Raw genomic sequence first — 13,104 nt, 5'->3', positions numbered from 1 at the left:
GGAAGGTGCGAATAAGTCCGAGATGTGAGATCATCGTGTTGTAACCTGAACCCAGAATGAGTAACCGGATGAGCCAGCAACTGACTTTTGCCGACAGTGAGTTTTCCAGTAAACGCCGCCAGACCCGCAAAGAAGTTTTCCTTGGCAGAATGGATGACTTGCTTCCCTGGGACAAATTACTTGGCGTTATCGAGCCTGTGTATCCCAAGGCCGGTAATGGTCGCAGGCCCTATCCGCTGGAAACCATGCTGCGTATTCACTGCATGCAGCAATGGTACAACCTGAGCGATGAGGCCATGGAAGATGCCCTCTATGAAATCGCCTCCATGCGCCAATTTGCTCGCCTGTCACTGGATAAAGCCATTCCAGACCGCACTACCATCATGAATTTCCGGCATTTGCTGGAGCAGCATGAACTGGCCCGCAAAATCTTCAGTACCGTTAATCACTGGCTAGCAGAGTGTGGCGTTCTAATGACCCAGGGCACCTTGGTGGATGCCACCATCATTCAAGCCCCCAGCTCTACCAAAAACAAACACAACAGCCGTGATGAAGACATGCACCAGACCAAGAAAGGTAACCAGTGGTACTTCGGCATGAAAGCGCACATTGGCGTGGACGCCAAAAGTGGCCTGACCCACAGTCTGGTGACCACGGCGGCTAACGAGCACGACCTCAATCAGGTTGGCAAGTTACTGCATGGCGATGAAGAATTTATCTCAGCCGATGCTGGTTATCAGGGGGCCGAAAAGCGCGATGAGCTCAGCGATGTCAGCGCAGACTGGCTTATCGCCAAGCGTCCCGGCAAAGTGAATGCATTGAAGCAACACCCGCGCAAGAACAAGCTGGCCATCCGTTACGAATACCTGAAAGCGAGTATCCGAGCGAAGGTTGAGCATCCATTTCGGATAGTAAAATGTCAGTTTGGTTTCGTCAAAGCCAGGTACAAGGGGCTGGCTAAAAATGACAGTCAACTGGCGATGTTATTCACCCTGGCGAACCTGGTTCGAGTTGACCAATTGATACGGGCACAGGCGAGATCTACCTGAAATGAGGAAATTAGCCTGAAACAGGGCCAAAATCAGCCACGAAGAGACGATTTTGGGCTGAAAATTGGAAAATTGAGCCACAGGACGTCGATAAAGGACGGTTTGGGGCGTCATATCGGGAGCTGCGGACCACTTAATCGCAACTTCCTTAACATCCTATACAGGGAATATATTTATAGGAAGAACGGATACTGATGGATCACCTGAAGCCCCGGCTGGTACGTTGCTGGTTAACAGTGGCAGTCAAATGAGCGGAGACAATAGTCTTTACATTGGAAACGCATCGGGCACCTCAGGCCTGGTCACTCTTTCTGATGCGGGCACTTCGCTGACTTTGGATAAGAATATTATTGTTTCGCTAGCGAGTGATTCTTATGGTCGACTGGATATTCTGAATGGTGCATCCTTAACAACCTCATCCTCCGGATCTGGTGCGGGAAGTATTGGGTACATGCAAAATGCTAGTGGGCTTGTAAATATTTCCGGTCAAGGTTCTGTATGGAACAGCAACGGTGCACTTAATGTCGGTGAAAACGGAAGTGGTATATTAAATATTAACCAGAATGCTTCCGCAAATTCCACCGAGTTTTGGGTGGGGCGCTATGCAAACTCTCAGGGGGTAGTAAATATTGATAACGGGATGTTGGCATCGTCCAGTTACACTGTTATTGGTAATAATGGCACTGGAGTTATGAACGTCACCAATGGCAGCCTGGTAACTAACACATTTACGGTGCTAGGCAATATAAATGGAAAGGGTGAACTTCATCTCTCTGGTCCTGGAACGATCTATAGCAGTCTCGATCATATACACGTTGGCTCCAACACTCTGGGTAGCGGGGTAGTTACAGTTTCTAAGGGGGCGACGTTAAATACGTCGTTATCAGGCAGTTCTACCATTGGAGAGTCGCTGGAGTTAGGGCGATTATCGGAAAATACGACGGGAAGCGTTGTTGTTACTGGTTCAAACTCAGTGATTAACACCAATGGTGGGCGCACCATCATTGGCAATAAGGGGGTAGGGATCCTAACCATCATGGAAAATGGCGAACTGCTGACTGAAGATATCATACTCGCAGCTAAAGCGGGGGCAATTGGGATACTCAATATTGGTGCTGCCTCCGATGAAGCGGCAACGTTTGCAGGTTATATCACTCCGACGACAAATATTAATTTTGGTGAAGGAAATGCTATCCTAAATTTCAACCACTTGAACAATGGTTACATATTTGAAAACCTGATTCAGGGGACTGGTACCGTTGAAGTTAATAGCGGCCAAACTATATTAACCGCACAAAACTCCTGGAGTGGGACAGCAAATTTAAACGCAGGTATCCTTAAAGCAGGAGCTGTAAACACATTTAGCCACAACGCGACCTACAATATTGCTGATGGTGCTTTGCTCGATCTAAATGGCTTTAACCAGACAATAAGTAGTGTATCCAACAGTGGAACAATCAACTTAAGTGGTGGGCAACCTGGTACTGTTTTGACCATTAATGGCGATTATATCGGCGAAGGGGGGCTTATCAGCTTGGGGACGCGTCTGGATGACGATAATTCTTTAACGGATAAAGTTATTATAACTGGCAACACATCAGGAGACAGCAAGGTCGCCATTGCGAATCTTGGCGGTACTGGAGCATCAACGCTTAATGGTATTGAAATAATCAGCGTCGGTGGTGCTTCAGACGGGGATTTTGTCCAGCAAGGACGTATTGTTGCTGGTGCCTGGGAATATAAACTTGCACGTGGTCTGGATGCTAATAAAGCTAACTGGTATCTATCCAGTACGTTTGTTGAAACACAGCCTGATAATAGCGGCGAAGGTAACAATGGTAACGAAATCAATGTCCTGAGGCCTGAGGCCGGTGCTTATTCTGCTAACGCTTATGCTGCTGATACTATGTTCAACACTACGCTTTCAGATCGTCTGGGAGAGACTGAATACACCGACATGATGACGGGGGAGCGTAAATTGACCAGCCTGTGGATGAAAAATACCGGAGGTCATAGCCGTATAAATGATTCTACCGGACAGCTCAAAACGAAAAGTAACCGCTATGTGCTGATGCTGGGCGGTGATTTTGCTACAGCTTTCACTGAAGGAGGCGGTGCTTTTCGTTTCGGGGCACTTGCTGGCTACGGGTATAATCATAGCAATACCCAGTCCAGTTTATCGAGATATCATGCGAAAGGGTCCGTTAATGGCTATACGACTGGACTTTATGCCACCTGGTATGCTGATGGAGATAGCGAGCAAGGTGCATACATCGACGGTGTTTTACAGCATAGCTGGTTTAACAACCGTGTGAATGGACAACTTCTGGAAGAAGAAAAATATAGTTCTAAAGGATTTAGCGCCTCTCTTGAGTCCGGTTATGTATTTCCTATGAGTAATGACGCTAAATCGGTTGCATGGTTTGTTCAACCGCAAGCAAAAATTCTCTGGTCAGGTATAAAATCAAAGGATTTAAAAGAAGCAAACGGCACGGTGGTGAAAACGGAAGGTGATAATAATCTAACTACCAGCCTTGGTTTGAAAATGTTCATCAAAGGGCATAATGCAATTGATAACCAGAAAGAACGTAATTTTAAACCCTTTGTTGAAGCAAACTGGCTTCATAACATGCATAATCGAGGTGTTGTTATGGATGGAGTAAGCGTTAATCAGTCCGGTACGCGTAACGTTGGAGAATTAAAACTGGGCGTTGAAGGCCGCATGTCACCAGAATTTAATATCACAGGGTTTGTTAATCAACAGATTGGAAATGATGGATACTCTGATACCTCAGCGGTTATTGGTTTTAAATATTCATTTTAGTGTTGACCCGGGTGGATGTGACGGCACAGTCCGGTACCACCCTGAACCTGATGAGCGGCAGTACCCTGACCGGGCGCATTCTGGATGACGGAACCGGGGGCGGGGATGTGACAGTTACCGGTCCTTCCGTCTGGCGGCTGACCGGCGATTCTGCCGTGGGCGCCCTGACCCTGAATGCCGGAACGGTGAATTTCCATGGCGGTCTCACCACCCGGCTGACGCCGGTGGCGCAGGCAGTGACCCTGACGGCCCGCACGCTGTCCGGCACCGGGACTTTCCTGATGAACACGGACATTGCGGCCTGGTCAGGTGACCTGCTGAATGTCACCGGTAATGCCAGTGGTCACTTTAATCTGGGAATTAAGAACACCGGTCAGGAGCCGGTCTCCCCGGGTTGAGCCACTGCGTGTGGTTCATAGCGGCGGCGGGCTGTATGCGGACGGGGTGGTCAAATTTAACCACTTCAGCAACACACTGCAAACACAGATGAGCGATGGCACACCGGTGTATGGAGACTACAGCCAGAACGGATATGGTGTCAGTCTGGAGGTGGGTAAGACCTTCCGTGTGAATGAGACTGTCTGGGCTGAACCTTATGTCCGCGGTACGGCATTCAGTGCGGACGGAAAGAATATCCGGCTGGATAACGGGATGAACCTGGATGTGGGCGGGACGGTGGTGAAGCCGTACCTGACGGCGGCAGTGAGTCATGAATTTGCGGACAACAATAAGGTCCGGATTAATGACAGGTACGACTTCCGTAATGACCTTTCGCGGACAACAGGTAAATATGGCCTGGGAGTCAGTGCGCAGCTGACGCCGAATGCAGGCGTGTGGGTTGAGGCGCGTTACGAGAACGACAGACATACCGAGTCACCGGTAACGAGCAGCGTCGGGTTCCGTATTAACTTCTGAGTTATGTCCTGAACACGGACATTAAACGGTGAATGGCGTGGGCTGGTGAAAAACTTCCCCCGCCATTACGGTTACCGGACCGTGTGTAACCCGGTCATAAATCTATGATGCCCGGCTAAGGGAGCGTGTGACGAACGCTATTTATATTTATTTCTGATGTTCAGGTTGCACCAGTGTTATTTTTTTTGAATGGTGTCCGTAATAACGCACACTTCTGTGTGGTTCTGATATTGGTTCATTATTTACATTACCCATTTACTGTGATTATTTTTTGTAATAAAAATGACTTTTATATATTTAAGACGTGCAATAATATTTGGGGTGGTTATTTTTGCTGTTTTGTTTTATATCAAAGAAGATATCCGTTACCTTTACCGGTTATATGAAAGATATAACGACAAGCCTTCAGCGCTGAATCTACGTGCATATGTGGCAGACATTGAAGGAAAAGAGGTTAAAGGCGTTAAGGATAATTTATCGGGGCTGACCTGGTCAGATAAACACAGACTGCTTTTTGCTGTGGTTAATAAACCGCCGGAAGTGGTCTGGCTGACATCTGATGGTGAGCGGACTGGCAGTCTGCCCATACCTGAAATTACGGATCCGGAAGCTGTGGAGTGGATGGGAGATAACCTGTTCCGGGTAGGCAGTGAGAAAGATGGGAGCGCCTGGTTGGTAAACATAGACATCCTAAAAGGAAACTACCAGCTTCTTTCTAATATACCGCTAGAAGGCTACACCCGACCCGGCAATAACGGTCTGGAAGGACTTGCCTGGGATAAAGAGAACCAGGTGCTGTTTGCGGCAAAAGAGAAAAAGCCGGTAATCATAAGCCGGGTGGACGTCCAGCGTGAAGAAAGCAGTGTCTCCACGTTACCGGCGTCTGTCACATCATCAGTCAGGGACGTGTCGGGGTTGCATTACCACTCCCCAACGGCCTCCCTCCTGGTACTCTCTGATGAATCAAACAAAGTACTGGAAATAAACAGTGAAGGGCTGGTGACTGATCGCCTGTATCTGAATGCCGGATGGGCAGGTCTGGCAGAGGATATTCCCCAGGCAGAAGGGCTTGCTCTTGATGACGAAGCTAATTTGTATATTGTGAGTGAACCTAACTTGTTTTACCGTTTCACCAAAAAACAAAATGGCAGGACAAGACTGTATCGTCCTGAGATGAGCCTGGAATAAAACGTACCTGTTACTGGTTTTGGTTTGTATAGGTACGAAAAAATAACTCGCTATCAGAGATAATAACTAAAAAAACCTCCGGTAGAGTCGGAGGGACAAAGAATATAAATTACACTCTATAATTTTTTAATTTTATATTACTATTCTCAAGTTTTCATTCTAAAAATTCAAGCATAAATCATCCTTCGCTCATATTTTCAGATGTTTTCAGTATGTCTATACTTAGGTGTTTGCCATATAATGTAAAACTGTGATAAGGGATAGAAGTTTCTGATTGTCGATTCATTTACTTCGGTGTGTGATGGTTTTGTAGTGAACTGGCGGTTGCCATAGGAAATGGGTAATTAAGTATTTATGGCAGTCCTGTAATTTAATTAACCATCTAAGCATACAATAACCGACTACTATGTTCAGTAATAGCTCGTCTATGTAGCGTGAAAGTGTTGGAATACTAACTCTATAGATGTACTTAACTAATTGATTTTATGAGTGCAAAATTTAAACGATATTATCAATAAATTGTACAACTTATTGAAAAATAAAAAAATGCGTTCGGTCTTGAAAACCGGCGACCCGAAAGGGTTCCAGAGTTCGAATCTCTGCGCTTCCGCCAGATTAAAAAAAGGGGTTACCGAAAGGTAACCCCTTTGTTTTTTTGGCTGTTGGTATAGTGTTGGTATATTCACTTGGTATATTTCCCCATACAGCCAATGAAATCAGTCATCTTTTCTTATCATTGTGCGATCCTGGTGCTCAGGCGAATAACGCTTGCCAACGATTTTTATCGTTTCAACCGCACATCGCTTCTATTTCTGTTTAAACGTCAAGGGTGCGGCCAGTCTGTCCGAATGGAACATGTCCACAGCATGGCGCGAATTTTTATGCCTGTAGAGTGTGTTTATCTCGTGCACGTTAAGCACAATAGCGCTATCGACGATATCCTGCATCAAGCCTGCGCTGCTATAAACAATAGCGTTGCTCATTATTTCTGCTTCTTGCGCACAACAGACTTAATGATCTTTTATTCTGCTCGCGTTATGCCAGACGCAGATAGGGTTAATGGAACATGTATGACCAATGGAGAGCAGACAATCCATGCGAATAATGTGTCTATTATTGGCCCTACAACGGAAGCGCGAACGACAGGTGTTCTGTCGCTCCCGTTTAGCCAACCACACAGGTGAGGTAATTATTATCATTTAAAAGGGTTAAGTGAATTTTACTCAGCTAAATAACCACCATCAATGGGATAAACGCCTCCGGTACAAAACGCTGAATTGTCTGATAGCAAAAACAATATGAAGTCTGCTATTTCTTGCATTCTTGCCATCCTTTTCATTGGGTGACTATTTGCGAAACTACGTACGATATTTTCAGGGAATTCACTCATTCGTGGGGTCTGGACATAGCCCGGCGCGACCGCATTGATTCGAATGCCTTGACATGCAAACTCAAGCGCTGCGGTTTGGGTTAAGCCGATTATACCATGCTTAGCCGCGGTATAAGGTGCCAACCCAGGAATGCCAACCAGTCCATTTACTGCAGATAAATTAACAATAGAGCCACCAGACTTTATCATCTGAGGTATCTCGTATTTTAAGCAGTAAAAAATGCCGCTCAATGAGGTGGCAATGACCTTATCCCAGTTTTCAACTGTCTGCTCTGTAATATTTTTATCATGCTCTCCTGTTAAGCCTGCATTATTTACAGCATAATCAAGCCTGCCAAAATGTTTGATAACGTCATCTATCATTTTCCGTACTTGTTCAGGCTGCGACACATCACATCCGATCCCTATTGCTTGTTGTCCCTGTGAAGATAACCGTTTCGCTTTTTGTTTAGCCTGCTCTGATGAGCGGGATATAATGACGACCTTCGCACCCTGTTTGTGTAATTGCTCTGCGACGGCTTCACCTATACCTGTAGTACTTCCTGTTATCACAGCTACTTTATTCTGAAAATCCATAATTCCCCCTATGAAGTAGGATTGAGTCTTACTGCTGGGGTAGTATACAAACTCGCTGTGACAGTTTTTGTCAGTACTCTTTCCCCACGCAGATTCCTTCTTTAATTCTCCATTTTTTCAATAAAGTCGTTCTGCTTTCCCTGTACGTGGAATCCAGTTGCACAATCTCTTCGATTTGGTCAGTTCTGAAATGACGAAAATCATTTCTCATCTCACACCATGCAACCAAAAGCCAGCATGATTCCATATATATCAACGCGATGGGCCATATGACCCGAGAAGAGTAAACATCTTTCTTGTCACGATACGTTATGTTGATTCTTTTTTGATTTTTAATAGCACTACGAATGTCTTCGAAAAATAACTCATTCTTTTCTGAAGGGCCGGTCAGATAGGATTGACTCTCAATAAGATTTTTTAATTCACCGGGGATAACGGCATGTATTTTGGCAAGCGCATTCCTTGCGGTGTTTTTGAAATCATAATCCGTATTATGAGAAACCCAATTTAACCCAAGTATAATAGCATTGATTTCTTCATGAGAAAGATTTAAGGGAGGTAAATGAAAGTCAGACCTGATGATATATCCAATTCCTGCGCCTCCTTCAATGGACACGCCCTGGTGTTGTAGCGTTTTAATATCTCTGTAAAGGGAGCGTACACTTATGCTTAATCGATCTGAGAGAGCGGAAGCTGTGATCGGATATCGTTGTGCCCTTAATATCTGTAATAATTCGAGAAGCCTTTCTGTTCTGGTCATGTTGAAAAATCCATCTTGATCCTGGACTTGAGCTTAAAGCACCTGCCGGATAAGCATCTTAATACAAAACAAATGTACCTGCTTAAGTTGAGTGACTCCCCGTTGATTGATATCCCCCATATGCTATGCGTCCTTCAGCGGTGATGATGGACATAAACATCTACTCTTTGTTCAATAGGGACCTTCAGTTTTACCAGCTTGTCCACGCTATGCCATGGGCAGACAGTGCGTACGTCACTACTGCGCCCGGGTTTTCCATTGAGGGGAATAGTGTGCATATCGGAACACCCGTTCCGGGGCAGATTTGTCCCTGGCTGGGGGAGCCCGGAATGCGATCCTCCCCAGAGGATATTCCGCTTATCCTCTGAGGAAGCTGTGGATTATTAAAGCTCGTGTTGGGTAGTCGAGAGTAAATTCAATATTCTCTCCGTAAGTTTATCCTCATAACCTTCCTCTACCGGGTGATTGAACTTTACAAGTGGAGCAGAACTTCTGGTTTGCTCATATGATCTCTCAAGTAAACCAGGTTCACCACTTAGGGTGTTTACCACCGTAGATAAAACGTTAATAGCAACCTTTGATGCGTGCAGATCGAGGCTCAGATCATTAAGGTTTTTCTCGAGGATTTCAATGCGTTCATTTACGTCAGCCATGTAATCTCCTGGGTATCTGGGAATAGAGGATTCAAACTAAATACGTATAACATCAAGGTTATATGAACCCTGGGTGGATAAATATTCAGCCAGAGCAACGATATCGTCCGCCGCGAGTGTATCGATGTTGACATGTTGAGAGCGCTGACAGGTCAGTACTTTCATCAGTCGTTCTCTCCTGTGGTTGGTCTCCACAACATTGTAAAACCGTCCAGTAACAGCATTTATCAGCGCCAGTCGCTTTGCCTGCGATTTTGTAAAAGCAACGATCGCCGCTTTGGTAATCCATAATATTGAGTAGACATAGGTCTTGAAGGTTGCTTTTTGCTGCCAAAAAGTCGACCACTATCCCGGATAGCTTTCTTCACTACGATCGGGGCAGCGGGACGTGGTTGCATTTTTCCGACAAGCTCCGCAAATGGTTGTTGTGGGTGTGGACAAGGCGAGCAGGAAAACGCTCTGTCTTTGTCATAATAGCCACCTTTTTTTCATTATATTTATTAGCCATTCATTCACCTCAGTCTATCTTTCTGACAAGCATAAATAAGCGTAGAACAAATTTAATGAATTCGAAGCATAATAAATGCGGACATATCTGCCTCAGCGCAAAGTGCGGTAGCCAGATGTCGATTCAGCTGTGGTCGCGGATAAGCCCTTGGCAATAAACGTCTTCGCGAACTGTTTCGTTAACACGCCAGCGGTTTTCGCTTCGCTATATGCCGATTTTTTCATTCTCTTTTTCCTTAATCCTCATCAGGAATAATTGAAATATGCCCATTACGCTCCAGAATGGCGTATTTAATTTTACCCGGCTCCGTAATGCCCTGGCTCTGCCGGGCAGCCACTAAGATATCGTCGAGAGAGACATCTACCATTTTCATCTTTTCCATTAATGGTTCGCCGTGTTCCAGCAGAATAACCGGTGATCCATCGAGAGCAGATTCAGCCCCATGCATCTGTTTTTTAATGAATCCGAACAATATGTCGATCGTCACCAACGTGACAATGGTGAGCATTGCTCCGGTAACGGAGAAATCATTGCCTAATAATGCCTGCTGTGTGGCTTCGCTAATTATCAACAGCAAAATCAGGTCGAAACTGGTCATTTGTAATAACGCCCGGCGTCCAGCAATCTTAAACACGACCAGTAAAATAAGATATATGGCTAAGGCCCTCAGCACCATTTCCATACAGACCTCCTACGGATAAATAAATTGCCTGAAATCGATTTCAGGGCCGGAGTTTAATTGAATAACACTTTTTGCGCTGCCAGGCTTTACGGGGGTAACGAGTAACCAGATAGAGGTATCTTGCTGATTTTCATGTGTGTTATACACCAGGTACAGATCGTCTCCCTTGCTGTACATGCTGTCAGGTTGAGGCCAGATATTCGCTGTCTCATAAAAAGAATTGAAATCTCCACCAATGCGATAAATATTCTTCCCGGATCGTTGGTCTGTAGCAGAGATTTTTAATTTAAATTCTGTTTGCAATCGACCAAACCGTTCAAAATTTAATGTCACCTCCCCGGTAGTATTCCTCTTCACCGAATCACTGAAATAACCACCAGAAAAAACACCGACTATGGCCAGGGAAATAATACACAGTAAAATGACAAACCCAATCTTATGAAATCTCGCTTCAAAATTCAGAAAACGCTGACTCTCTTCAATGCCGGGGACTTTTATGTTTTCTCTGGGCATCTTTAACCTCACCGTTTCGCTTGTATCCCGTCAGTTATCTGATTCGTAACACTATTACCTTTTAAGACTCTTCCAGTTTGCCAGATTAAGGAATAGCAATCAGACTTAATAAGTCAAGTCGACAATGAGATGAGGGTGAAATGAAATTATCCGTGGCACCATTACTATGTTGTTTTTTAATCCCGACAGTGTTTGCTGACGATAATGGTGGGCTGAAAAAAGATACGGCACCGCCGCCGCCTCACGCCCTGGATGAGGGGTATCGTGGTGTTGAAGATGCGAGAACCATGACGGTTCAACAAGCTAAAACCATGCATGACGGCGCAACCATCTCTCTGCGTGGTAATCTGATTGACGATCTGGGTGATGATAAATTTGTTTTTCGCGATAAAACCGGCAGTATCCATACGCTGATTCCACTCTCTGTCTTTGATGGTCGCACGGTAAAACCCGATCAAATGATCAGTATTAACGGCAGTCTGGACACCAAAACGCAACCGCTTGTGGTTCGCGTTAACAGAATACAAAAGTAACAATACTGCTGCTCGGCCCATTGCTGACGTTTGTAAGCTGTTAACAGTTGTTTTCTGATACCACGTGAAGGGAGGGGCGCCAGTGAATCGACAACGCGATCCACTGGCGAGAGGAGAATTAAAGAACCATGCTGGCGAGCAGGATAAATATCAGTCCGCAGATGGATAACAGCGTTGACATCAGCGTCCAGGACAGCAGCGTCTCTTTGGTTGTCAGGCCGAAGAAGTCTTTAATCATCCAGAAGCTGGCATCGTTGACGTGGGAGCAGATACAGGAACCTGCTCCAGTGGCCAGCGTAATCAACGCCAGGTTAGTGTTGGGATGTACCGCCAGCAGCGGGATAACCAGTCCGGCAGTCGAGATCGCTGCTACGGTGGCAGAACCCAGGCAAATACGCAGGAACGCGGCAACGCCCCAGGCCATCAGAATCGGATTAATATCCATGCCTGAGACCAGAGTAGAAATGTACTGACCCACGCCAGAATCGATGAGCACCTGCTTGAATGCGCCACCACCGCCGATAATCAGCAACAGTCCTGCGATACCGGCAATGGCTTTGCCGCAGGAGTCCATCAGTTCAGGGATTGTCTTTCCGCGACCCAGACCCATGGTATAAATCGCGAACAGCAACGAGATCAGCATTGCAATCGTCGAGTTACCTAAGAACAGTAATACGTTATAGAACGTGCCTGACTCCGAGGCGTTTTTAGCATGGGTCATCTGGATAATTGTCACTACCGCCATCAGGATCACCGGCAGCATCGCGGTGAGAAAGCTGATGCCAAAGCCGGGCATTTCGTTTTCGCTGAACCGGCGGGTCGCACCGAGGGAGGCAATATTCCCCTCTTTTTTAAACGCGTCAGGAATAATCCGCTGACAGAATTTGTTCAATATCGGCCCGCAAAGAATAAAGGTCGGAATGCCGACAATAATGCCGTAGATCAGTACCAGTCCCACATCTGCGCCATATTCACGGGCAATAACGGTTGGGCCGGGATGCGGGGGTAAAAAACCGTGCGCGACCAGCAAACCGGAAAGCATGGGCACACACATAAACATCGGCGATATTTTCGCTTCACGGGCGATGGCGAATAAAATAGGCACCAGAAGAATTAAGCCAACTTCGAAAAAGAGTGCGATACCGACGATAAAGGCTGAACAGACTACCGCCCAGTCAAGCCGCTTTTTACCGAAATAATTCAGCATGGTCAGGGCGATTCGCTGTGCGCCACCCGCGTCAGCCAGTAAGCGACCGAGCATCACGCCGAAGCCGAAGATTAAACCAATATGGCCCAGCGTACCGCCAAGGCCGGATTCGACCGACGTGACGACTTTATTCAGATCCATTCCACTGGCAATGGCGACAACAATCGAGACAATAATTAAGGAAACAAACGTATTGAGTTTAATTTTAATGGTTAAAAGCAGGAGTAAAGCAATCCCTGCCACAACGATAATTAGTGGCATAACGTCCTCTCATTGTAGGGTTGCGACCGGTCATAGTCCGACTAC

General features: G+C 46.0%; 13 protein-coding genes. 6 read left to right on the top strand and 7 right to left on the bottom strand.

From position 1 onward, the window contains the following. The first annotated feature begins 68 nt into the window (after nt 1-68). From OGW13_RS22685 to OGW13_RS22670, 5 genes are all read left to right on the top strand, one after another. Nucleotides 69-1,049 carry an IS5-like element ISEc68 family transposase gene (locus OGW13_RS22685; RefSeq protein WP_000082736.1) on the top strand — a complete coding sequence of 327 codons (981 nt, stop codon included), beginning with the start codon at nt 69-71 and terminating at the stop codon, nt 1,047-1,049. Nucleotides 1,050-1,296: 247 nt separating this feature from the next. Next, nucleotides 1,297-3,873: an autotransporter outer membrane beta-barrel domain-containing protein gene (locus OGW13_RS22680; RefSeq protein ID WP_287116497.1), complete on the top strand. Its 2,577-nt coding sequence runs from the start codon at nt 1,297-1,299 to the stop codon at nt 3,871-3,873. A 17-nt stretch (nt 3,874-3,890) separates the two neighbouring features. Then, nucleotides 3,891-4,271, top strand: a complete 381-nt coding sequence (locus OGW13_RS25785) for a pertactin-like passenger domain-containing protein (RefSeq protein WP_353622490.1) — start codon at nt 3,891-3,893, stop codon at nt 4,269-4,271. Between the two features lie 10 nt (nt 4,272-4,281). Further along, a complete protein-coding gene (locus OGW13_RS25780) occupies nt 4,282-4,788 on the top strand; it encodes an autotransporter outer membrane beta-barrel domain-containing protein (RefSeq protein ID WP_353622489.1) in 507 nt (168 codons plus the stop codon). A gap of 282 nt (nt 4,789-5,070) precedes the next feature. Further along, a complete protein-coding gene (locus tag OGW13_RS22670) occupies nt 5,071-5,976 on the top strand; it encodes an SdiA-regulated domain-containing protein (protein ID WP_044265716.1) in 906 nt (301 codons plus the stop codon). Nucleotides 5,977-7,195: 1,219 nt separating this feature from the next. On the opposite strand, the gene OGW13_RS22665 is transcribed toward OGW13_RS22670, so the two are convergent. From OGW13_RS22665 to OGW13_RS22640, 6 genes are all read right to left on the bottom strand, one after another. Beyond that, entirely contained in the window at nt 7,196-7,942 is a 747-nt protein-coding gene (locus tag OGW13_RS22665; protein WP_090050582.1) for an SDR family NAD(P)-dependent oxidoreductase, read from the bottom strand. A gap of 70 nt (nt 7,943-8,012) precedes the next feature. After that, nucleotides 8,013-8,702 carry a helix-turn-helix transcriptional regulator gene (locus OGW13_RS22660; protein ID WP_043001089.1) on the bottom strand — a complete coding sequence of 230 codons (690 nt, stop codon included), beginning with the start codon at nt 8,700-8,702 and terminating at the stop codon, nt 8,013-8,015. A 383-nt stretch (nt 8,703-9,085) separates the two neighbouring features. Further along, on the bottom strand, nt 9,086-9,355 hold the full coding sequence (locus OGW13_RS22655) for a hypothetical protein (RefSeq protein WP_044258129.1): 270 nt from the start codon (nt 9,353-9,355) through the stop codon (nt 9,086-9,088). Nucleotides 9,356-9,955: 600 nt separating this feature from the next. Beyond that, on the bottom strand, nt 9,956-10,087 hold the full coding sequence (locus OGW13_RS22650) for a CinA family protein (protein ID WP_258956081.1): 132 nt from the start codon (nt 10,085-10,087) through the stop codon (nt 9,956-9,958). An 11-nt stretch (nt 10,088-10,098) separates the two neighbouring features. Next, entirely contained in the window at nt 10,099-10,545 is a 447-nt protein-coding gene (locus OGW13_RS22645; RefSeq protein WP_043001087.1) for a DUF421 domain-containing protein, read from the bottom strand. Between the two features lie 9 nt (nt 10,546-10,554). After that, nucleotides 10,555-11,058 (bottom strand): hypothetical protein, encoded by a 504-nt coding sequence (locus OGW13_RS22640; protein ID WP_287116496.1) that lies wholly within the window; start codon nt 11,056-11,058, stop codon nt 10,555-10,557. 140 nt (nt 11,059-11,198) lie between these two features. On the opposite strand from OGW13_RS22640, the gene OGW13_RS22635 reads away from it, so the two are divergent. Then, on the top strand, nt 11,199-11,591 hold the full coding sequence (locus tag OGW13_RS22635; protein ID WP_043001085.1) for a YdeI family stress tolerance OB fold protein: 393 nt from the start codon (nt 11,199-11,201) through the stop codon (nt 11,589-11,591). A 118-nt stretch (nt 11,592-11,709) separates the two neighbouring features. Here OGW13_RS22635 and OGW13_RS22630 read toward each other — a convergent pair whose 3' ends face one another. Next, on the bottom strand, nt 11,710-13,059 hold the full coding sequence (locus OGW13_RS22630) for a GntP family permease (RefSeq protein ID WP_043001084.1): 1,350 nt from the start codon (nt 13,057-13,059) through the stop codon (nt 11,710-11,712). Nucleotides 13,060-13,104: the final 45 nt, after the last annotated feature.

Origin of the sequence: Citrobacter sp. Ca225, assembly GCF_030337175.1 — a bacterium.
GTDB classification, from domain to species: Bacteria; Pseudomonadota; Gammaproteobacteria; order Enterobacterales; family Enterobacteriaceae; genus Citrobacter_A; species Citrobacter_A amalonaticus.
Note: the sequence above shows the minus strand (reverse complement) of the source record. Positions and strands in the feature narration are given on the sequence as shown.

Bases quoted from the DNA above. Each gene is read 5' to 3' on its own strand.
- OGW13_RS22650 (WP_258956081.1), bottom strand. From the start codon at position 10,087: ATGAAAAAATCGGCATATAGCGAAGCGAAAACCGCTGGCGTGTTAACG.
- OGW13_RS22680 (WP_287116497.1), top strand. From the start codon at position 1,297: ATGAGCGGAGACAATAGTCTTTACATTGGAAACGCATCGGGCACCTCA.
- OGW13_RS22655 (WP_044258129.1), bottom strand. From the start codon at position 9,355: ATGGCTGACGTAAATGAACGCATTGAAATCCTCGAGAAAAACCTTAAT.
- OGW13_RS22660 (WP_043001089.1), bottom strand. From the start codon at position 8,702: ATGACCAGAACAGAAAGGCTTCTCGAATTATTACAGATATTAAGGGCA.
- OGW13_RS22645 (WP_043001087.1), bottom strand. From the start codon at position 10,545: ATGGAAATGGTGCTGAGGGCCTTAGCCATATATCTTATTTTACTGGTC.
- OGW13_RS22685 (WP_000082736.1), top strand. From the start codon at position 69: ATGAGCCAGCAACTGACTTTTGCCGACAGTGAGTTTTCCAGTAAACGC.
- OGW13_RS22665 (WP_090050582.1), bottom strand. From the start codon at position 7,942: ATGGATTTTCAGAATAAAGTAGCTGTGATAACAGGAAGTACTACAGGT.
- OGW13_RS22640 (WP_287116496.1), bottom strand. From the start codon at position 11,058: ATGCCCAGAGAAAACATAAAAGTCCCCGGCATTGAAGAGAGTCAGCGT.
- OGW13_RS22635 (WP_043001085.1), top strand. From the start codon at position 11,199: ATGAAATTATCCGTGGCACCATTACTATGTTGTTTTTTAATCCCGACA.
- OGW13_RS22670 (WP_044265716.1), top strand. From the start codon at position 5,071: ATGACTTTTATATATTTAAGACGTGCAATAATATTTGGGGTGGTTATT.
- OGW13_RS22630 (WP_043001084.1), bottom strand. From the start codon at position 13,059: ATGCCACTAATTATCGTTGTGGCAGGGATTGCTTTACTCCTGCTTTTA.